We start from the raw sequence: 18,862 nt of genomic DNA, 5'->3' as shown, positions 1-18,862 counted from the left end.
GTGGAATACTTCGCACTCTATCATCGATAGAGTGATACCCTTGAATCCGTCCCTTATTGCCATCCTGGCCACGGTCCTACTCGACGCGATCGGCGTCGGGATCGTGATGCCGATCCTGCCCGGGCTGCTGCGTTCGCTCGCCGCCGCGGGCAGCACCGACACCCACTACGGCATCCTGCTCGCGCTGTACGCGTTCGCGCAGTTCCTGTGTGCGCCGCTGCTCGGCACGCTGAGCGACCGTTTCGGCCGCCGCCCGGTGCTGCTCGCATCGCTCGCGGGCGCCGCGCTCGACTATCTGCTGATGGCGCTCGCGCCGACACTCGCGTGGCTGTACGTCGGCCGGCTGATCGCGGGCATCAGCGGCGCGAACGTCGCGGTCGCGACCGCGTACGTGACCGACGTTGCGGCCGAGCCCGACCGCGCACGGCGCTTCGGCCAGCTCGGCGCGATGATGGGCATCGGCTTCATCGCCGGCCCGCTGATCGGCGGGCTGCTCGGCGCGCTGCACCTGCGTGCGCCGTTCGTCGCGGCCGCGTTGCTCAATGCGCTGAATCTCGTGCTCGTATGGCGCGTACTGCCGGAATCGCGGCCGCGTTCGGCCCGCGAAGGCCGGACGGCCAGCGCGCTCAATCCGTTCGCGAGCCTGCGACGGCTGAGCGGTGCGCCCGCGCTCGCGCCGCTGGTCGGTATCTACGTGATCGTCGCGCTGGTGTCGCAGGCGCCCGCGACGCTGTGGATCCTGTACGGCCAGGAACATTTCGGCTGGTCGACGCCGGTCGCGGGGCTGTCGCTCGCCGGTTACGGCGCGTGCCACGCGCTCGCTCAGGCATTCGCGATCGGGCCACTGATCGCGCGGCTCGGCGAGCGGCGCGCGCTCGCGTTGGGTCTTGCAGGCGATGCGCTCGGGCTGGCCGTCATCGCGTTCGCGACCGCCACATGGGTGCCGTTCGCGCTGCTGCCGCTGTTCGCGGCCGGCGGCATGACGCTGCCGGCGTTGCAGGCGATGCTCGCGCGGCAGGTCGACGATGCACGCCAGGGCGAACTGCAGGGCACACTGGCGAGCGTGGCGAGCCTGATCGGCGTCGCGGGGCCGCTGGTCGTCACCGCGACCTACGCGGCGACGCGTGCGACGTGGCCGGGCCTCGTGTGGGCCGCGGCCGCGCTGCTGTACCTGTTCGTGCCGCCGTTGCTGGCCGGCGCGCGGCCGGCGAGCGCGCCGCGAGCGTCCGCGTAAGCGTCGACGCGCGTCCGACCGCCACGCGGCGCCCGAAAAAAACCGCCCGGATCGACTCCGGGCGGCTTTTCCTACTGCATCTGCCTGCGGTGCGTCAGACCACGACCGTCTGCGCCTCGCCTTCGCGGGTCGCCCGCACGGTGCCGATCTTCCACACCTGTTCGCCGGCGGCGGTCAGGTCGGCGATCGCTGCGTCGGCATCGGCCGCCGAGACGATCACGGCCATCCCGATCCCGCAGTTGAATACGCGGTGCATTTCCGCGTCGGCGACGCCGCCGTGCTCCTGCAGCCACTTGAACAGCGGCGGCAACGGCCATGCGTTCTGGTCGAGCTCGGCGGTGAGGCCTTCGCGCAGCACGCGCGGGATGTTCTCGACGAGGCCGCCACCGGTGATGTGCGCCATGCCCTTCACCGACAGCTTCTGCATCAGCGCGAGCAGCGGCTTCACGTAGATGCGCGTCGGCGCCATCAGCGTATCGGCCAGCGAGCGGCCGTGGAAATCGGCCGACAGGTCCGGATTCGCGCGCTCGATGATCTTGCGCACGAGCGAGAAGCCGTTCGAGTGGATGCCGCTCGATGCGAGGCCCAGCACCACGTCGCCTTCGGCGATCGTGCTGCCGTCGATGATCTTGCTCTTCTCGACCGCGCCGACCGCGAAGCCGGCCAGGTCGTATTCGCCGTCCGGGTACATGCCCGGCATTTCGGCCGTTTCACCGCCGATCAGCGCGCAGCCCGACAGTTCACAGCCGTGCGCGATGCCCTTGACGACAGTGGCGGCCGTATCGACGTCGAGCTTGCCGCATGCGAAGTAGTCGAGGAAGAACAGCGGCTCGGCGCCCTGCACGAGGATGTCGTTCACGCTCATCGCGACGAGATCCTGGCCGACGGTGTCGTGTTTGTTCAGATGAAAGGCCAGCTTGAGCTTGGTGCCGACGCCGTCGGTGCCCGACACGAGCACGGGCTCCTGGTACTTCTTCGGCACTTCGAACAGCGCGCCGAACCCGCCGATGCCGCCGAGCACGCCGTCGCGCAGGGTTTTCTTCGCAAAAGGCTTGATCTTGTCGATGAGCGCGTCGCCTGCGTCGATGTCGACACCTGCGTCGCGATAGGACAGACCTTGAGCGTCGGGAGCGGATTTCGGAGGATTCATGGGGGAATGCGAGAAGGTCGGTAAAATGCGATTTTACCCGAAGCCGGCCCATTGGCCGGAATTCCCAGCACCGAATCGTCAGGGATTGCATCTTGGTCGACACGTCCCCGTTTTCATCGCCGGGCGAAGCGCGCCGAAACCCGCGCCGCGCCGCCGTGCGTACGGTCGCGCGTGAAGCCAGCCGGGGCGCCTTCCCCCGCGCGTGCCCGGCGTACGGCACGCGTTTTTTCAACCGATCCGCATTGTGACTGCTGTGTCCCGTCAACTGACGCTCGATCTCGGCACGCCGCCGCCCGCCACGTTCGACAACTTCATCATGAACGAGGAGAACGACGAGCTCGTCTCGCGCCTGCAGAAGCTCGATCTCGCGCTCGCGGCCGGCCCTGTGCCGGACCGGTCGTTCTATATCTGGGGCGAGCCCGGCAGCGGCCGCACCCATCTGCTGCAGGCGCTCGTGAGCGACGCGTCGTACGGCTATGCGCGCTACCTGACGCCGCAGAGCCCGCTCGGCGCCTTCACGTTCGACCCGCGCATCGGCATCTACGCGATCGACGACTGCGACCGGATGAGCGACACGCAGCAGGTCGCGCTGTTCAACCTGTTCAACGAAGTGCGCGCGCATCCGTCCAGCGCGTTCGTCGCGGCGGGCCCGGCGGCGCCGCTCGCGCTCGACGTGCGCGAGGATCTGCGCACGCGCCTCGGGTGGGGGCTCGTGTTCCATCTGTCGCCGCCGTCCGACGCAGGCAAGATCGCAGTGCTCAAGCTCGCCGCGAAGGAACGCGGGATCGCGCTCACCGACGACATCGCCGCGTACCTGCTGACCCATTTCCGCCGCGACATGCCGAGCCTGATGGCGTTGCTCGACGCGCTCGACCGCTTCTCGCTCGAGCAGAAACGCGCGGTCACGCTGCCGCTGCTGCGCCGGATGCTCGCGCGTCCCGGCGACGACATCACACCACCGGGCACGGGCCCGAACCGCTTCGAGTAAAATGCGCTTCCATGACTAATCTGGCACTCTTTGACCTCGATCACACGCTGATCCCGACCGATAGCGACCACGAATGGGGTCGCTTCATGGTGAAGCTCGGCATCGTCGACGCGGAAAGCTTCTCGCGTCAGAACGACCAGTTCTTCGCCGACTACAAGGCCGGCCAGCTCGACATCCATGCGTACCTGTGCGCGATGCTCACGCCGCTCGCGAAGTATTCGCGCGCGCAACTCGCCGAATGGCACGAGCAGTACATGCACGAGGTGATCCGCCCCGCGATGACGCCCGCCGCGCTCGAACTGGTACGCAAGCACCTCGATGCGGGCGACCTGTGCTGCGTCGTGACCGCGACCAACGCATTCATCACGCGCCCGATCGCGACCGCGTTCGGCGTCGACACGCTGATCGCGTGCGAGGTCGAAACGACCGACGGGCATCCCGATTCGCCGTACACGGGCCGACCGACCGGCACGCCGAGCTATCGCGAAGGCAAGATCGTGCGCACCGAAGCATGGCTCGCGTCGCTCGGCAAGCACTGGGACGACTTCGAACACAGCTACTTCTACAGCGACTCGCACAACGACATCCCGCTGCTCGAGAAAGTCACCGACCCGATCGCGACCAACCCTGACGACACGCTGCGTGCGCATGCAAGCACCCGCGGCTGGCGTATCCTCGATCTCTTCTGAACGTCGTGATCAAAAAATTCATTCGAAAGCTGCTCGGCCAGGACGAAACCGAGCAAACGTCCCCCGCGGCGGCCCCGGCCGACGAAGCGGCCCCTGCTGCCCCGCGCGCGCCGAAGGGCGCCCGCGGCGGCGGCGCGAAGAAACCGCGCAGCAACCATGAGCCGACCGTCGTGCCGGCCAGCGTGCACGGTATCAACCCGGCGCTGATCTCGAAGAACGCGGTGCGCGTGACCGACACGCTGCAGCAGGCGGGTTTCCGCGCGTTCATCGTCGGCGGCGCGGTGCGCGACCTGCTGCTCGGCATCGCGCCGAAAGACTTCGACGTCGCGACCGACGCGACGCCGACCGAGGTGCAGCGCCTGTTCCGCCGCGCGCGCCTGATCGGCCGCCGCTTCCAGATCGTCCACGTGCAGTTCGGCCAGGAACTGATCGAGGTCTCGACGTTCCGCGCGCTGGTCGACGCACCGCCCGAGGCGGCCGCGGCCACGGCCGAGCCGCCGCGGCGCCTGAAGCGCGACGAGCTCGATCGCCGCACGCACGCGGTCGATGCGAGCGGCCGCGTGCTGCGCGACAACGTGTGGGGCGAGCAGCACGAGGACGCCGCGCGCCGCGACTTCACGATCAACGCGATGTACTACGACCCGTCGACGCAGACGGTGCTCGACTATCACGACGGGATGGCCGACGTGCGCGCCCGCCTGTTGCGGATGATCGGCGATCCGGCCACGCGCTTTCGCGAGGATCCGGTGCGGATGCTGCGCGTCGTGCGCTTCGCGGCGAAGCTCGATTTCGAGATCGAGCCGCATACGCGCGCGCCGATCCACGCGCTCGCCGACCTGATCAACAACGTGCCCGCCGCGCGCCTGTTCGACGAAATGCTGAAGCTGCTGCTGTCGGGCCACGCGCTCGCGTGCCTGCAGCGGCTGCGCAAGGAAGGGCTGCACCACGGGCTGCTGCCGCTGCTCGACGTCGTGCTCGAACAGCCGCAGGGCGAGAAGTTCATCACGCTCGCGCTGAACAACACCGACGCGCGCGTGCGCGCCGGCAAACCGGTGTCGCCGGGCTTCCTGTTCGCGACGCTGCTGTGGCACGACATGCGCCAGCGCTTCGAGCAATACACGGCGGCGGGCGAAATCCCGGTGCCGGCGCTCCATCGCGCGATGGACGACGTGCTCGACATGCAGACCGAGAAACTTGCGATCCACAAGCGCTACTCGGCCGACATGCGCGAGATCTGGGGCCTGCAGCTGCGCCTGGAGAAACGCTCGGGCCGCAGCGCGATGCGGCTGCTGGAACACCAAAGGTTTAGAGCGGGGTATGATTTCCTCCTGTTACGCTGCGAATCCGGCGAGCTCGAGACGGAAGTCGGACAGTGGTGGACGGATTTCATCGAAGGCGACGCGGCCGCTCGCGAGGCATTGCTCACGCAGGGCGGCTCGAAGGAAAAATCGCCCCGCAAGCGGCGCCGCCGCGGCGGTGCGCGAAACCGCCAGCAGGGCGAAGGTGCCGCCGAGCAGGCGCCAGATACCGCGAGCGGTTCCGACGACTGACGCGCGCGCCGGCGAACGACGTAGGAAGTGATGCCATGACGGTTGCATATATCGGACTGGGGGCGAATCTCGGCGATGCGCGCCAGACCCTGAAGGACGCGGTGGTGTGCCTCGCGCAGCAGCGCACCATCTCGATCCTCGGCAAATCGAGCCTGTATCGCACGGCGCCGTTCGAAGCGGGCGGCGACGACTACTACAACTGCGTCGTCAAGCTCGACACGACGCTGTCGGCCCGCGAGCTGCTCGCGCTCTGCCAGAAGATCGAACATCACTTCGGCCGCGAGCGCCCGTATCGCAATGCGCCGCGCACGCTCGACCTCGACATCCTGCTGTTCGGCGCCGATTCGATCGACGAACCCGACCTGATCGTCCCGCACCCGCGCCTCACCGACCGCGCGTTCGCGCTCGTGCCGCTCGTCGAGATCGAGCCGGCGCTCGACATCCCCGCGCGCGGCCGTGCCGACGCCTTTCTCGCCGCCGTCGCGGATCAGCGCGTCGAAAAGGTGCAAACCTGCCAGTGCCCGATGCAAAAGGCGCTCGCTGCCGGCGAAGACGCCGACAAGACCCGCTGCCGATGAACTCGACTCCGCTGACCGTCACCGCGCCCGACCTGCGCGCCCCGCACCGCTATCTCGTGATCGAAGGCCCGATCGGCGTCGGCAAGACGACGCTCGCGCGGCTGCTCGGCGAGCGCTGGTCGATGCAGACGCTGCTCGAGCGCCCGCAGGACAACCCGTTCCTCGAACGCTTCTATCGCGACACCGCGCGCTACGCGTTGCCCGTCCAGCTGTCGTTCGCGCTGCAGCGCGCGCAGCAGGCGCGCGAGCTGATCGGTGCGCTCGACACGGGCCGCCCCGTCATCGCCGATTTCATGCCGCAGAAGAACGACATCTTCGCGCGGCTGAACCTGCCGGAAGACGAGTGGCAGCTGTATCGCTCGGTCGCCACGCACGTCGACGTGCCGCAGGCGCCGTCGCCCGATCTCGTCGTCTATCTGCAGGCCAGCCCCGAAGTGCTGTTCTCGCGCATCCAGAAGCGCGGGACGCCGATGGAGCTGCAGATCAGCGACGCGTACCTGCGCTCGCTCGTCGACGCGTACAACGAATTCTTCTACCACTACGACCGCACGCCGGTGCTGACGGTCGCAGCCGAACACCTGAACCCGCTGGATTCCCCCGAAGATCTCGCCCTGCTGGTCGAGCGCATCGAGACGATGCGCGGCCGCAAGGAATTCTTCGTCAAGGGCGAGACGACGCGCTGACGCGTCCTCGCCTGTCGTTTCTCACCACCGACCCGGATTTCCCATGACCTATCTCCAGGAATCGAGCCGGCCTGCCGTGACGGTCCCCAAGCTGCAGGCAATGCGCGACGCCGGCGAGAAGATCGCGATGCTCACGTGCTACGACGCGAGCTTTTCCGCGCTGCTCGATCGCGCCGGCACCGACGTGCTGCTGATCGGCGATTCGCTCGGCAACGTGCTGCAGGGCCACTCGACCACGCTGCCCGTGTCGATCGACGACATCGCGTACCACACCGCCTGTGTCGCCCGGGCGCAGCCGCGCGCGCTCGTCGTCGCCGATCTGCCGTTCGGCACGTACGGGACGCCGGCCGACGCGTTCGCGAACGCGGTCAAGCTGATGCGCGCGGGCGCGCAGATGGTCAAGCTCGAAGGCGGCGAATGGCTCGCCGATACGATCCGCTTCCTCGTCGAACGCTCGGTGCCCGTGTGCGCGCACCTCGGCCTCACGCCGCAGTCGGTGCATGCGTTCGGCGGCTTCAAGGTGCAGGGCAAGACCGAAGCCGGCGCCGCGCAATTGCTGCGCGACGCGCGCGCGATCGAGGATGCCGGTGCGCAGCTCGTCGTGCTCGAAGCGGTACCGACGCTCGTCGCGGCCGAAGTCACGCACATGCTGAAGATCCCGACGATCGGCATCGGCGCCGGCGCCGACTGCTCGGGGCAGGTGCTCGTGCTGCACGACATGCTCGGCGTGTTTCCCGGCAAGCGGCCGCGCTTCGTGAAGGATTTCATGCACGGGCAGCCGACCATTCAGGCGGCCGTCGAAGCCTATGTGAGCGCGGTGAAGGATCGGTCGTTTCCGGGCCCGGAACACTCGTTCTGAGTGGGCCGGCAGCGCCATGGCGCACTGCCGGCGTTCGCTGCAGCACACTCGCTGAGCTGACCGGCAATGCAGTACGCCGTTTCTCGTACTGCATGACCGGACAACGCGTATTTTATAACTCGTCCTATTTCTACACGCCTTCGTCGCGGCGACCATCGAACCTTCGTCAATCGAAGGAGCGGCAAAAGATGGCTCATGTGTATGAAAAGGCGGCTGAACTCGTCGGGCCAAAGCTGGCAGGCGATGGTGAGTGCGTCGCGCTGGTCACGATCTATACTTCCGTCGGCCCTACCGCCATCTGGCGACCGAAAAAAAAGCAGGCGGCGACCGGAGTATCCGCGTCGGAACCGTCATTGCAACTTTCGAGAACGACCGCTACCCGAGCCGATCACGCCGTCGTGCAAAGCTGGCAATGTACGCCGCAGAAGTAATTCGCGTTCAGGCCGGTGCGCAGCCGTGAATCAGCCGCGCTGCCATCGACCCGCGCAACGCATTGCAGATCATCAGCTCGTCGGCGTTCAGCACATCGTCGAGCGTCAGCACACGCTCTTTGGCGCCTACTGCCGGATCGTCGAGTAGCACACCGCGCATCACGCCCGGCAGCACGCCGCACGACAACGGTGGCGTCACCCACACACCATTTAGTTTCACGAACACGTTCGAGCGCCCGCCTTCCGTCACCTCGCCACGCTCGTTGACGAACAGCATGTCGAACCCACCGAGCGCCTCCGCCGCCTGCCACGCGCGGTCGTATTCGGCGCGGCGCGTGGTCTTGTGCAGCAGCAGCGCGTCGTCGGTGCGCGTCGGCGCGAAGCCATGCTCGGCTGCCAGCAGCACGCCGACCGGCCCCGCCGGCAGCGGCTTGAGCGGCGCCGCGATGATCTCGATCGTGCCGTCCTTCGCCAGCGCGAGCTTCATCCGGTACGCGCCGTCGCCGTCGAGCGCCGCGCAGCGTGCGTCGATCTCCCGGCGTAGCGCGTCAGCGTCGAAACGGAAGCCGAATGCGTCCGCGCTGCGTTGCAGCCGCGCGAGATGGCGATCGAGATGGCGGATGCCGTCCGTTCGCGTGGCGGCCGTCGTTTCGAACAACTGGAAGCCGGGGTCGGCGTCCGTCAGGAATCGCGCTTTCAATTGGCACTCCGCATATTCGTCGGCCGCGACGCTGTCGAGCACGATGCCCGCGCCGACGCCCATCGTGCCGCGTCGCCGGCCGGCTGCCGCGGTGGCGGTACCCGTGCCGTCCGTGTCATTGCTAGCGCCGTCCGCATCCAGCGTCAGCGTCCGAATCGCGACCGACAGGCAGAAATCGCCGCAACCGGCCGCGCCGTCGGGCGTTGCATCGCCCGCGTCTTCCTTCGGCGCATCGAGCCAGCCGATCGCGCCGGTATAGAGCCCGCGCGGCGTCGACTCGATCGCGTCGATCAACTGCATCGTCTTGTACTTCGGCGCGCCCGTGATCGATCCGCAAGGGAACAGCGCGCGCAGCATCTGCGCGAACGTCGTGCCGTCGCGCCAGCCGGCCTCGACCGTCGACGTCATCTGCCACACCGACGCATACGGCTCGACCGAGAACAGCGCCGGCACCTTGACGCTGCCCGTGCGCGCGATCCGCGACACGTCGTTGCGCAGCAGGTCGACGATCATCACGTTTTCCGCGCGGTTCTTCGGATCGTTCGCGAGGAACGCGGCGGCGGCCGCATCTTCGCGCGGATCGGCCGAACGCGGTGCGGTGCCCTTCATCGGCCGCGCACGCAGTACATCGCCGTGCTTCTCGACGAACAGCTCCGGCGAGCACGATACGACCCATGCGCCGTCGGGCAGCGCGATCAGCGCGCCGTACCGCACCGGCTGGCGCGCGCGCAACCGCCGGTACAGCGCGAGCGGCGTGCCGAACACGTCGAAATTCAGCCGGTACGTGTAATTGACCTGATACGAATCGCCCGCACGCAGCGCGTCGTGCACCGCGGCGATCGCCGCGTCGAATGCGTCGCGCGACACGCTCTTCGCGACGTGCGCGACGCCCGCGATCGACGGCGGGCCGCCGCCGTCCTGCTGCGCGAGCCATGCGTCGACGTCGTCGCGCGACAGCCGCTCACAGTACGCATACAGCAAAAAGCGCAGCGGGGCGTGGCCCGGCTGCGCTCGTTGCAGGTTGCGTCCGAATTCGTAATCGCCGACGACGACCGCATGCAGCCCGTCGCGCAGATCCTGCGCAACCGCCGCATCGATCGCGTCGAGCTGCGCCGGGTCCGTGCACACGCGTTCGTGCACGAAGCCCGAATACAAACGACTCGACCGCGCGGACGCGGTCGAGTCGCAATCGTCCAAGAGCGCGAACGACGCGCTCTCGTTGCCTTCAGTCATGCCATTACTCGAAGAAGCTCTTCACACGGTCGAACCAGCTCTTGCTCTGCGGGCTGTGACGCGCGCCGCCCTCGGCCAGCGACTTCTCGAACTGCTTGAGCAGGTCGCGCTGGGTGTCGGTCAGCTTCACGGGCGTCTCGACCTGCACGTGCACGTACAGATCGCCCGCGATGCTCGAGCGCAGCCCCTTGATGCCCTTGCCGCGCAGGCGGAACGTCTTGCCCGACTGCGTGCCTTCCGGCACCGGGAACGACGCACGGCCGGCCAGCGTCGGCACCTCGATCTCGCCGCCGAGTGCGGCGGTCGTGAACGGGATCGGCATCTGGCAGTGGAGATCGTCGCCGTCGCGCTCGAACACCGAGTGCGGCTTGATGTGGATCTCGACGTACAGGTCGCCCGGCGGCCCGCCGTTGATGCCCGGCTCGCCGTTGCCGGCCGAGCGGATCCGCATCCCGTCGTCGATCCCGGCCGGGATCTTCACTTCGAGCGTCTTGGTTTCCTTCACCTTGCCCGACCCGTGGCAATGCGCGCACGGCTCGGGGATGTAGGTACCCGTGCCATGGCACTTCGGGCAGGTCTGCTGGATGCTGAAGAAGCCCTGCGACATGCGCACCGTGCCTTGGCCGTGACAGGTCGGGCAGGTTTCCGGCTTCGTGCCGGGCTTCGCGCCCGACCCGTGGCAGACTTCGCACGACACCCAACTCGGCACGCGAATCTGCGTGTCGTAGCCGTGCGCGGCCTGCTCGAGCGTGATTTCCATGCTGTAGCGCAGGTCGGCGCCGCGATACACCTGCGGGCCGCCGCGGCCGCCCCGGGCGGCGCCGCCCGCGGCCTGACCGAAGATGTCGCCGAAGATGTCGCCGAATGCATCCGCGAAGCCGCCGAAGCCCTGTGCGCCCGCACCGCCCATGTTCGGATCGACGCCCGCGTGGCCGTACTGGTCGTACGCGGCCCGCTTCTGACCATCCGACAGCATTTCATAGGCTTCCTTCGCCTCCTTGAAATGCTCTTCCGCATCCTTGCTGTCCGGATTGCGGTCAGGGTGGTACTTCATCGCAAGCTTGCGATATGCCTTCTTGATTTCGTCGTCGCTCGCATTCTTCGCGACGCCCAGAACCTCGTAGTAATCCCGTTTCGCCATATCGATTCACTGTGCCGCCACGCATCGCGCACGCGGCGGCTCCTTTCGCCCGCAGTAAAGTCTCTCGACTCGTCTGGCGCTGCACCGTCCGCGGACGGCTCGCGCAGCACCCGCCAAAAAACAAATGTGCCCGGAGGGCCGCGAAGCCCGCCAGGCGTGGAGTCGATCCGGCCATCCGGAAGGAAAGACAGACCGCTGTTCAGCCGCGCCGCGCGCGTGTCGCGCGCGGCGTGCGGTGCCATGGCAACCCGGCTTAGTCCTTCTTCACTTCCTTGAACTCGGCGTCGACGACGTCGTCGGCAGCCTGTTGCGCACCACCCGCATGAGCCGCGCCTTCCGTCGCACCGGCCGCGCCGGCCGCACCCGCCTGCTGGGCCTGCATGTCGGCGTACATCTTCTCGCCGAGCTTCTGCGAGACCTTGCCGAGCTCCTCGACCTTCGCGTCGAGCGCCGCCTTGTCGGCCGACGTGTCCTTCAGCGCGTCCTCGAGCGACTTCAGCGCCGCTTCGATCGCTTCCTTCTCGCCCGCGTCCAGCTTGTCGCCGTACTCGGTCAGCGCCTTCTTCGTGCTGTGGACCAGCGCGTCGCCCTGGTTGCGCGAATCGGCCAGCTCGCGCAGCTTGTGGTCTTCCGCTGCGTTCGCTTCCGCGTCCTTGATCATCTGGTCGATTTCAGCCTCGGACAGACCCGAGTTCGCCTTGATCGTGATCTTGTTTTCCTTGCCGGTCGCCTTGTCCTTCGCGCCGACGTGCAGGATGCCGTTCGCGTCGATGTCGAAGGTCACTTCGATCTGCGGCACGCCGCGCGGTGCCGGCGGGATGCCTTCGAGGTTGAACTCGCCGAGCAGCTTGTTGCCCGCCGCCATTTCGCGTTCGCCCTGGAACACCTTGATCGTCACGGCGCCCTGGTTGTCGTCCGCCGTCGAATACACTTGCGCGTGCTTCGTCGGGATCGTGGTGTTCTTGTTGATCATCTTCGTCATCACGCCGCCGAGCGTCTCGATACCGAGCGACAGCGGGGTCACGTCGAGCAGCAGCACGTCCTTGCGGTCGCCCGACAGCACCTGGCCCTGGATCGCCGCGCCGACCGCGACGGCTTCGTCCGGGTTCACGTCACGGCGCGGATCCTTGCCGAAGAACTCCTTCACCTTTTCCATGACCTTCGGCATGCGCGTCTGGCCGCCGACCAGGATCACGTCGTCGATGTCCGACACCTTGACGCCTGCGTCCTTGATCGCGATGCGGCACGGTTCGATCGTGCGCTCGACGAGGTCTTCCACCAGCGCTTCCAGCTTCGCGCGGGTGATCTTCAGGTTCAAGTGCTTCGGGCCCGACGCGTCCGCCGTGATGTACGGCAGGTTGATTTCGGTCTGCTGTCCCGACGACAGCTCGATCTTCGCCTTTTCGGCGGCTTCCTTCAGGCGCTGCAGCGCGAGCACGTCCTTCGACAGGTCGACGCCCTGCTCCTTCTTGAACTCGCCGATGATGTAATCGATGATGCGCTGGTCGAAGTCTTCGCCGCCGAGGAACGTGTCGCCGTTGGTCGACAGCACTTCGAACTGCATTTCGCCGTCGACGTCCGCGATCTCGATGATCGACACGTCGAACGTGCCGCCGCCGAGGTCATACACGGCGATCTTGCGGTCGCCCTTCTCGACCTTGTCGAGACCGAACGCGAGTGCGGCCGCCGTCGGCTCGTTGATGATCCGCTTGACTTCGAGGCCCGCGATGCGGCCGGCGTCCTTGGTCGCCTGGCGCTGGCTGTCGTTGAAGTACGCCGGCACCGTGATCACGGCTTCCGTGACCGGCTCGCCGAGGTAGTCTTCGGCCGTCTTCTTCATCTTGCGCAGCACTTCGGCCGACACCTGCGGCGGCGCGAGCTTTTCGCCGTGCGCTTCGACCCATGCATCGCCGTTGTCGGCCTTGATGATCGAGTACGGCATCAGGCCGATGTCCTTCTGGACTTCCTTCTCTTCGAAGCGGCGGCCGATCAGGCGCTTCACCGCGAACAGCGTGTTCTTCGGGTTGGTCACCGACTGACGCTTGGCCGGCGCGCCGACCAGCACTTCGTTGTCGTCCATGTACGCGATGATCGACGGCGTGGTGCGCGTGCCTTCCGAGTTCTCGATGACCTTGACCTGGTTGCCTTCCATGATCGCGACGCACGAGTTCGTGGTGCCGAGGTCAATACCGATGATCTTTCCCATTTTTTCCTAATCTCCAGAAATGCTTGTTTGCTGCACGAAACCCCGCGTTTTGGGCGGTTTCGCACGCCAGAATTCAACTCTGTTCCCGAAATGCGTCCGTCCGATCCGTTTTCAAGACCCGACGAGCGATGCGGATATTAAATTTTTTCAATCGCCGCCGGCTAGCGGATCGCCGCCCGACACGATCTTCGCGCGTGCCGCCGCGACGGCCGCCTGGAACTGGGCGAGGCCATGCCAGCCCGTCGCGCGGCCCAGCCGCTTGCCGCGATGGAAGAAGAACCACGTCGGCACGCCGTGCAATCCGAAGCGGCGCCCCAGCTGATGATGTTCGTACACGTTGCAATGGAACCACTTCAGGTCCAGCGCGCGGATCGCGTCGGGCTGCGCGAGCATCGCCTTCTTCGCGATCTCGCAGTTGAAGCAGTCGACGCCCCAGAAGAACACCACGGCCAGCGCATCGCTCGCGCCGTCGATGGCCGCGTCGAACGTGCCGGCGTCGAGCGCCTGCATGTCGAACGCGTCGAACGCGGCCGGATCGACGCCGGCGGGCACCATCTCCGCTGCCTTACTTCGGCTGCGCGACGGTGACGAGCGCCGGGCGCAGCACGCGGTCGGCGATCATGTAGCCCTTTTGCAGCACCGTGACGACGGTGTTCGGCTCCTGCTCGGCCGGCACCATCGAAATGGCCTGGTGCTGATGCGGATCGAACTTCTCGCCGACCGGGTTGATCGCGACGACGCGGCCCTTCTCGAGCGCGCTCGTCAGCTGGCGCAGCGTCAGCTCGACGCCTTCGCGCACCTTCGCGATGTCGCCGGAGGTGTCGCCGACGGCCGCTTCCAGGCTGTCCAGCACGGGCAGCAGGTGTTCCGCGAAGCTTTCGATCGCGAACTTGTGCGCCTTCGACACGTCGTCCTGCGCGCGGCGGCGCACGTTCTCGGTCTCGGCCTTCGCCCGCAGGAAGCTTTCCTGAAGCTCGGCGACCTTGGCTTGAGCCTCCGCGAGCGCCGCGTCGGCAGCTTCGGCGGCGGGTGCGGCGCCTTGCGCCGCCTGCTTCTCGCTGCCGATGTCTTCGGCCGATTGGGTAGCCGGATTCTCTTGCGTGTTTTCCATGTCGCTGAAAGTCGATTAGAGGTTGAAGCCAAATCGGCGACCGCCGGACGTATACCCGGCGGCACCGCACATTACTGGTGCAAATAAGGGCGAAAACTACGGTTTCAAGAGGGTCATTCGCCAGCATTCGCCAATGCCGCGAAACAACCGGGCGTTTTCCGGGTGCAGGCGTCGCATAGTCCGCCGGAGCGGGCGAAACGGCCTGTAACAACGCTTACCCGGCAAGTACTAGCTCCGCACAGGCCGGCTGCACTACACTCCATTCAAGCGTCGGAAAGCGTGTTTACCCCTAGCTGACCGTCGCGTGACATCCACCTGGCGCCGTTTTCACCCTTGTTCTCGAGGGGAGTACCGTGAAACTGACCTTTGCGATATCGGTGGTCGCGCTGGTACTCATCGCCGGCACCACCACCATCTGCCTGTCGGGAGCCGTCACCGATCGCACGACCGAATACGGAAGCGCGCGGGCGACGTTCGACCAGATGTTCAGCTCCCACCAGAGAATCTGTCGATGATGCGCCGGTCGCGTTTCGTCGGCCGGCCGTGCAGTTCGGCCGCCGGCTCGCGATACGTGCGGCGCCGCTCCAGTTCGGCGAGCCGCGCGGCCCGCCCCGCTTCCGTCTCCGCGTAGAGCGTCTGCGCGACGCTCGCGGGCCCGCGCACGTCGCACACGCCCAGCACGGCAATGTGCCAGACGATGCCGTCGATCGCAATCTCGACCTCGTCGCCCACCCGCACGTCCTTCGCCGGCTTCACCGCCGCGCCGCCGATCTTCACGTGTCCCTTGTCGACCGCATCGGTCGCGAGCGAGCGCGTCTTGAAGAACCGGGCCGCCCACAGCCATTTGTCGATGCGCAGCTTCGCGCCCGGCTCCGTGGAAATCTTGTAGTTCATGTCGGCCTCCGCCGGGTCGCCCCAAGGAGGGCGTAGCAGGGAATTCGCCGGGCATCGGTCTGCGCCTGCGTAGCCGGCCGGCTTTGCAAAGCCGGCCGTGGGCGGTCGACCACCGTGTCGGGGAGCAGCGAGCGTGGGGATCGTTCCATCTCAGCCTACCGTTTCGGGCTGCGCGGCCTTGACCGGCCAGCCCTGCAGATTCTCCGCGACGATTTCGCCGAGCGCGCCGATCCACGCCGACGCGCCGTTCAGGCACGGAATCCGGTGGAAGGTCTTGCCGCCGCCGGCGAGGAATTCGTCGCGCACTTCCATGCCGATTTCCTCGATCGTCTCCAGGCAATCGGCCGTGAAGCCGGGACAGAACACATCGGCCCGCCGCACGCCGGCCTCGCCGAACTCGCGCAGCGTCGGCGCGGTGTACGGCTGCAGCCATTCGGCCTTGCCGAAGCGCGACTGGAACGTGATGCGGCATTCGGTGCCCGACAGCCCGAGCGCGACCATCAGCAACGCGCCCGTCTGCTGGCACTGCTCGTGATACGGGTCGCCGAGATCGAGCGTGCGCTTCGGCACGCCGTGGAAACTCAGCACGAGTTTGTCGCCGGCCGCGAAATCGGGCCGGCCGTGTTGCGTCCAGTACTGCCGAACCTGCTCGGCCAGCGCATGGATATAGGCCGGATGGTCGGCGTAGTGCCGCACCGTGCGCACTTCCGGCTGATTGCGCATGCGCGCGAGCGCGGCGAACGCGGCATCGAACGCGGTGGCCGTGGTCGACGCCGAGTATTGCGGATACATCGGCATCAGCAGCACGCGCTCGACGCCCGCGCGCTTGAACTGCGCGAGCGCGTGCGCAAGGTTCGGGCTGCCGTAGCGCATCGCGTAGTCGACCATCACGTGATAGCCGTTCGACACGAGCAGGTGCCGCACGCTGTCGGTCTGGCGCTCGGTGTACACGCGCAGCGGCGAACCCTCGGGCATCCAGACGGCCGCGTATTTCTTCGCGGACGCACGGCCGCGCAGCGGCAGGATCACCGTGCGCAGCAGCACCTGCCAGACGGCCTGCGGGATTTCGACGACCCGCGGATCCGACAGGAATTCGGCCAGGTAGCGCCGCACCGCGCGCGGCGTGGGCGCGTCGGGCGTGCCGAGATTGATCAGCAGCACACCGACGCGATGGGCGGCCGCGACGCTCGAAGGCGGCTCAAGATCGAAACGCATGGGCAAGAACGTGCTCGGGGCACGGGACCGGACGGCCCTCAATTATAGCGGGCCGTCCCGCTCGGGTCGGCTGGCCGTTCGGCCGACTGGCGGCGCGCACGGCGCCTCGGCACGATGGCGGGACGGCGTCGGCTGCCGCAGCTACTGCTGGCTCAGCGTGAGCGACAGCAGCCGCGCGGTGATGTCGACGATCGGAATCACGCGGTTGTACGCCATCCGGGTCGGGCCGATCACGCCGAGCGTGCCGACGATCTGCCCGTTCACCTCGTACGGCGCGGTGACGACGCTCATTTCCTCGATCGGCACGAGCGTCGATTCGCCGCCGATGAAGATCTGCACGCCCTGGGCGTGGCTCGACACGTCGAGCAACTGCAGGAGGCCCGTCTTTTGGTCGAATACGTCGAACAACTTGCGCAGCCGCGCCATGTCGGACGAAAGATCCGCCACTTCGAGCAGGTTGCGCTCGCCGGAAATCAGCACGGTGTCCTCGGTGTCGGGCACCTCGGTGCTGGCCGTCACGGCCGCGTGCATCAGCGTCGTCATGTCGCCGCGCAGCTGGTCGATCTCGTCGCGCAGGCGGCGGCGCACCTCGTCGAACGACAGGCCGGCGAAATGCGCGTTGATGTAGTTGGACGCCTCGGTCAGCTGCGACGGCGAATAGTCGCGCGGCGTCGCGAGCATGCGGTTCTGCACGTCGCCCTCGGGCGTGACGATGATCAGCAGGATGCGCTTGTCGGACAGGCGCATGAACTCGATCTGCTTGAACACGTGGCTGCGGCGCGGCGTCAGCACGACGCCCGCGAACTGCGACAGGTTCGACAGCACGCTCGCGGCGGCGGCGACCACCCGCTGCTGCGGTTCGCCCGCCTGCAGCGTGTTCTGCACCTGGCGCGCGACGGCCTCGGCGTCGATCGGCGCCTCGACCGTCAGCATCGTATCGACGAACAGCCGGTAGCCGCGCGGCGTCGGCACGCGGCCGGCCGACGTGTGCGGGCTCGACACGAGGCCGAGCTCCTCCAGGTCGGACATCACGTTGCGGATCGTCGCCGGGCTCAGCTCGAGCCCGGAGTAACGGGACAACGTGCGCGAGCCGACCGGCTGACCGTCGGCGATATACCGTTCGATCAGGGTTTTCAGGAGGGTTCGTGCGCGAGGATCTAGCATGGTGGAAAATTTTAGCGCAACCGCGCCACCGCGGCGAGTGGCGTCAACTACCGTTGCGCGGGCCGGCCCGATCCGGCCCCGTCGGCGTACAGCCGGTTCTTTTCGTCCACGAGCTATGGTGTAATGCCGGCATGAAAACCGGTAATCAGTTCAGTACTGTCGCGCTCGTCGGCCGGAGCAACACGCCCGGCATCGCCGAACCGCTCGCCACGCTGGCGGACAGCATCGCCAGGCTCGGCTTCGAGGTCGTCTTCGAAGGCGATACCGCGCGCGAAATCGGCATCGCCGGCTACCCGGCGCTCACCCCGGCCGAAATTGGGGCGCGAGCGGACGTGGCGATCGTGCTCGGCGGCGACGGCACGATGCTCGGCATCGGCCGCCAGCTCGCGCCATACCGGACCCCGCTGATCGGGATCAACCACGGCCGGCTCGGCTTCATCACCGACATCGCGGCATCCGACATGCACGCGCTCGTCCCCGTGCTGCTGGCCGGCAAGTTCGAGCGCGAGGAGCGCTCGCTGCTCGAGGCGCGGATCATGCGCGACGGCGAACCGATCTACCACGCGCTCGCGTTCAACGACGTCGTCGTGAACCGCAGCGGCTTCTCCGGGATGGTCGAGCTGCGCGCGTCGGTCGACGGCCGCTATATGTACAACCAGCGTTCGGACGGCCTGATCGTCGCGACGCCCACCGGCTCGACCGCGTATGCGCTGTCGTCGGCCGGCCCGATCCTCCATCCGCAGCTGGCGGGCATCGTGCTCGTGCCGATCGCGCCGCACGCGCTGTCGAACCGGCCGATCGTGCTGCCCGACGATTCGAAGATCGCGATCCAGATCGTCGGCGGCCGCGACGTCAACGTGAACTTCGACATGCAGTCGTTCACGTCGCTCGAGCTGAACGACACGATCGAGGTGCGCCGCTCGAAGCACACGGTGCCGTTCCTGCACCCGATCGGCTATAGCTACTTCACGACGCTGCGCAAGAAGCTGCACTGGAACGAACACGCATCGAACGAAGACGACAAGGCGTCCTGACG

19 protein-coding genes are annotated in these 18,862 nt (G+C 67.1%); 10 read left to right on the top strand and 9 right to left on the bottom strand.

From position 1 onward, the window contains the following. Nucleotides 1-34: 34 nt before the first annotated feature. A complete protein-coding gene (gene tet / locus J8I35_RS13950; RefSeq protein WP_209925829.1) occupies nucleotides 35-1,234 on the top strand; it encodes a Tet(A)/Tet(B)/Tet(C) family tetracycline efflux MFS transporter in 1,200 nt (399 codons plus the stop codon). 94 nt (nucleotides 1,235-1,328) lie between these two features. Here tet and purM read toward each other — a convergent pair whose 3' ends face one another. After that, nucleotides 1,329-2,384, bottom strand: a complete 1,056-nt coding sequence (gene purM, locus J8I35_RS13945) for a phosphoribosylformylglycinamidine cyclo-ligase (RefSeq protein ID WP_050011759.1) — start codon at nucleotides 2,382-2,384, stop codon at nucleotides 1,329-1,331. 253 nt (nucleotides 2,385-2,637) lie between these two features. Here purM and hda point away from each other — a divergent pair, with 253 nt between their 5' ends. The 7 genes from hda (at nucleotide 2,638) to J8I35_RS34590 (ending at nucleotide 8,162) form a co-directional block, all read left to right on the top strand. Next, complete coding sequence (gene hda / locus J8I35_RS13940) at nucleotides 2,638-3,372, top strand: DnaA regulatory inactivator Hda (RefSeq protein WP_034200992.1); 735 nt, start codon at nucleotides 2,638-2,640, stop codon at nucleotides 3,370-3,372. Nucleotides 3,373-3,383: 11 nt separating this feature from the next. Next, nucleotides 3,384-4,061 (top strand): HAD family hydrolase, encoded by a 678-nt coding sequence (locus tag J8I35_RS13935; protein WP_050011760.1) that lies wholly within the window; start codon nucleotides 3,384-3,386, stop codon nucleotides 4,059-4,061. A gap of 5 nt (nucleotides 4,062-4,066) precedes the next feature. Further along, nucleotides 4,067-5,611 carry a polynucleotide adenylyltransferase PcnB gene (gene pcnB, locus J8I35_RS13930; RefSeq protein WP_209925789.1) on the top strand — a complete coding sequence of 515 codons (1,545 nt, stop codon included), beginning with the start codon at nucleotides 4,067-4,069 and terminating at the stop codon, nucleotides 5,609-5,611. Nucleotides 5,612-5,646: 35 nt separating this feature from the next. Then, nucleotides 5,647-6,189, top strand: coding sequence for a 2-amino-4-hydroxy-6-hydroxymethyldihydropteridine diphosphokinase (gene folK, locus J8I35_RS13925; RefSeq protein ID WP_034187173.1), 543 nt, complete (start codon nucleotides 5,647-5,649; stop codon nucleotides 6,187-6,189). Next, nucleotides 6,186-6,872 (top strand): deoxynucleoside kinase, encoded by a 687-nt coding sequence (locus J8I35_RS13920; RefSeq protein ID WP_050011762.1) that lies wholly within the window; start codon nucleotides 6,186-6,188, stop codon nucleotides 6,870-6,872. Before folK ends, J8I35_RS13920 begins: the two co-directional genes overlap by 4 nt. Nucleotides 6,873-6,915: 43 nt before the next feature. Continuing rightward, nucleotides 6,916-7,731: a 3-methyl-2-oxobutanoate hydroxymethyltransferase gene (gene panB / locus J8I35_RS13915; protein WP_089488184.1), complete on the top strand. Its 816-nt coding sequence runs from the start codon at nucleotides 6,916-6,918 to the stop codon at nucleotides 7,729-7,731. Nucleotides 7,732-7,823: 92 nt separating this feature from the next. Next, nucleotides 7,824-8,162: a hypothetical protein gene (locus J8I35_RS34590; protein WP_124637991.1), complete on the top strand. Its 339-nt coding sequence runs from the start codon at nucleotides 7,824-7,826 to the stop codon at nucleotides 8,160-8,162. A gap of 7 nt (nucleotides 8,163-8,169) precedes the next feature. On the opposite strand, the gene J8I35_RS13905 is transcribed toward J8I35_RS34590, so the two are convergent. From J8I35_RS13905 to grpE, 5 genes are all read right to left on the bottom strand, one after another. Further along, nucleotides 8,170-10,095: a bifunctional anthranilate synthase component I family protein/class IV aminotransferase gene (locus tag J8I35_RS13905; RefSeq protein ID WP_209925788.1), complete on the bottom strand. Its 1,926-nt coding sequence runs from the start codon at nucleotides 10,093-10,095 to the stop codon at nucleotides 8,170-8,172. Between the two features lie 4 nt (nucleotides 10,096-10,099). After that, nucleotides 10,100-11,236: a molecular chaperone DnaJ gene (gene dnaJ / locus J8I35_RS13900; protein WP_050011765.1), complete on the bottom strand. Its 1,137-nt coding sequence runs from the start codon at nucleotides 11,234-11,236 to the stop codon at nucleotides 10,100-10,102. 253 nt (nucleotides 11,237-11,489) lie between these two features. Then, nucleotides 11,490-13,442 carry a molecular chaperone DnaK gene (gene dnaK / locus J8I35_RS13895; protein ID WP_089488182.1) on the bottom strand — a complete coding sequence of 651 codons (1,953 nt, stop codon included), beginning with the start codon at nucleotides 13,440-13,442 and terminating at the stop codon, nucleotides 11,490-11,492. Between the two features lie 147 nt (nucleotides 13,443-13,589). Next, on the bottom strand, nucleotides 13,590-13,997 hold the full coding sequence (locus J8I35_RS13890; RefSeq protein ID WP_209925787.1) for a thioredoxin family protein: 408 nt from the start codon (nucleotides 13,995-13,997) through the stop codon (nucleotides 13,590-13,592). 10 nt (nucleotides 13,998-14,007) lie between these two features. Then, nucleotides 14,008-14,553 (bottom strand): nucleotide exchange factor GrpE, encoded by a 546-nt coding sequence (grpE, locus tag J8I35_RS13885; RefSeq protein ID WP_050011768.1) that lies wholly within the window; start codon nucleotides 14,551-14,553, stop codon nucleotides 14,008-14,010. A gap of 353 nt (nucleotides 14,554-14,906) precedes the next feature. Here grpE and J8I35_RS13880 point away from each other — a divergent pair, with 353 nt between their 5' ends. Then, nucleotides 14,907-15,068: a hypothetical protein gene (locus J8I35_RS13880; RefSeq protein WP_162838112.1), complete on the top strand. Its 162-nt coding sequence runs from the start codon at nucleotides 14,907-14,909 to the stop codon at nucleotides 15,066-15,068. Here J8I35_RS13880 and J8I35_RS13875 read toward each other — a convergent pair. The 3 genes from J8I35_RS13875 to hrcA form a co-directional block, all read right to left on the bottom strand. Next, nucleotides 15,040-15,447, bottom strand: a complete 408-nt coding sequence (locus J8I35_RS13875) for an RNA-binding S4 domain-containing protein (protein WP_043189537.1) — start codon at nucleotides 15,445-15,447, stop codon at nucleotides 15,040-15,042. The two genes, J8I35_RS13880 and J8I35_RS13875, sit on opposite strands and share 29 nt — an antisense overlap. Nucleotides 15,448-15,597: 150 nt before the next feature. Further along, the gene (hemH, locus tag J8I35_RS13870) at nucleotides 15,598-16,662 is read right to left on the bottom strand and encodes a ferrochelatase (protein WP_209925786.1); all 1,065 of its coding nucleotides are present in this window, start codon (nucleotides 16,660-16,662) and stop codon (nucleotides 15,598-15,600) included. 141 nt (nucleotides 16,663-16,803) lie between these two features. Further along, the gene (gene hrcA / locus J8I35_RS13865; RefSeq protein ID WP_011544637.1) at nucleotides 16,804-17,826 is read right to left on the bottom strand and encodes a heat-inducible transcriptional repressor HrcA; all 1,023 of its coding nucleotides are present in this window, start codon (nucleotides 17,824-17,826) and stop codon (nucleotides 16,804-16,806) included. A 131-nt stretch (nucleotides 17,827-17,957) separates the two neighbouring features. Here hrcA and J8I35_RS13860 point away from each other — a divergent pair, with 131 nt between their 5' ends. Beyond that, the gene (locus tag J8I35_RS13860; RefSeq protein WP_050011770.1) at nucleotides 17,958-18,860 is read left to right on the top strand and encodes an NAD kinase; all 903 of its coding nucleotides are present in this window, start codon (nucleotides 17,958-17,960) and stop codon (nucleotides 18,858-18,860) included. Nucleotides 18,861-18,862 lie beyond the last annotated feature (2 nt).

Origin of the sequence: Burkholderia sp. CpTa8-5 (assembly GCF_017815045.1) — a bacterium.
Taxonomy (GTDB): Bacteria; Pseudomonadota; Gammaproteobacteria; order Burkholderiales; family Burkholderiaceae; genus Burkholderia; species Burkholderia sola.
Note: the sequence above shows the minus strand (reverse complement) of the source record. Positions and strands in the feature narration are given on the sequence as shown.

What these genes read in the sequence shown, in the direction of transcription:
- purM (WP_050011759.1), bottom strand. Translation starts at nt 2,384, where the DNA reads ATGAATCCTCCGAAATCCGCTCCCGACGCTCAAGGTCTGTCCTATCGC.
- J8I35_RS13935 (WP_050011760.1), top strand. Translation starts at nt 3,384, where the DNA reads ATGACTAATCTGGCACTCTTTGACCTCGATCACACGCTGATCCCGACC.
- folK (WP_034187173.1), top strand. Translation starts at nt 5,647, where the DNA reads ATGACGGTTGCATATATCGGACTGGGGGCGAATCTCGGCGATGCGCGC.
- J8I35_RS13920 (WP_050011762.1), top strand. Translation starts at nt 6,186, where the DNA reads ATGAACTCGACTCCGCTGACCGTCACCGCGCCCGACCTGCGCGCCCCG.
- panB (WP_089488184.1), top strand. Translation starts at nt 6,916, where the DNA reads ATGACCTATCTCCAGGAATCGAGCCGGCCTGCCGTGACGGTCCCCAAG.
- J8I35_RS34590 (WP_124637991.1), top strand. Translation starts at nt 7,824, where the DNA reads ATGACCGGACAACGCGTATTTTATAACTCGTCCTATTTCTACACGCCT.
- J8I35_RS13905 (WP_209925788.1), bottom strand. Translation starts at nt 10,095, where the DNA reads ATGACTGAAGGCAACGAGAGCGCGTCGTTCGCGCTCTTGGACGATTGC.
- dnaJ (WP_050011765.1), bottom strand. Translation starts at nt 11,236, where the DNA reads ATGGCGAAACGGGATTACTACGAGGTTCTGGGCGTCGCGAAGAATGCG.
- dnaK (WP_089488182.1), bottom strand. Translation starts at nt 13,442, where the DNA reads ATGGGAAAGATCATCGGTATTGACCTCGGCACCACGAACTCGTGCGTC.
- J8I35_RS13890 (WP_209925787.1), bottom strand. Translation starts at nt 13,997, where the DNA reads ATGGTGCCCGCCGGCGTCGATCCGGCCGCGTTCGACGCGTTCGACATG.
- grpE (WP_050011768.1), bottom strand. Translation starts at nt 14,553, where the DNA reads ATGGAAAACACGCAAGAGAATCCGGCTACCCAATCGGCCGAAGACATC.
- J8I35_RS13875 (WP_043189537.1), bottom strand. Translation starts at nt 15,447, where the DNA reads ATGAACTACAAGATTTCCACGGAGCCGGGCGCGAAGCTGCGCATCGAC.
- hemH (WP_209925786.1), bottom strand. Translation starts at nt 16,662, where the DNA reads ATGCGTTTCGATCTTGAGCCGCCTTCGAGCGTCGCGGCCGCCCATCGC.
- hrcA (WP_011544637.1), bottom strand. Translation starts at nt 17,826, where the DNA reads ATGCTAGATCCTCGCGCACGAACCCTCCTGAAAACCCTGATCGAACGG.
- J8I35_RS13860 (WP_050011770.1), top strand. Translation starts at nt 17,958, where the DNA reads ATGAAAACCGGTAATCAGTTCAGTACTGTCGCGCTCGTCGGCCGGAGC.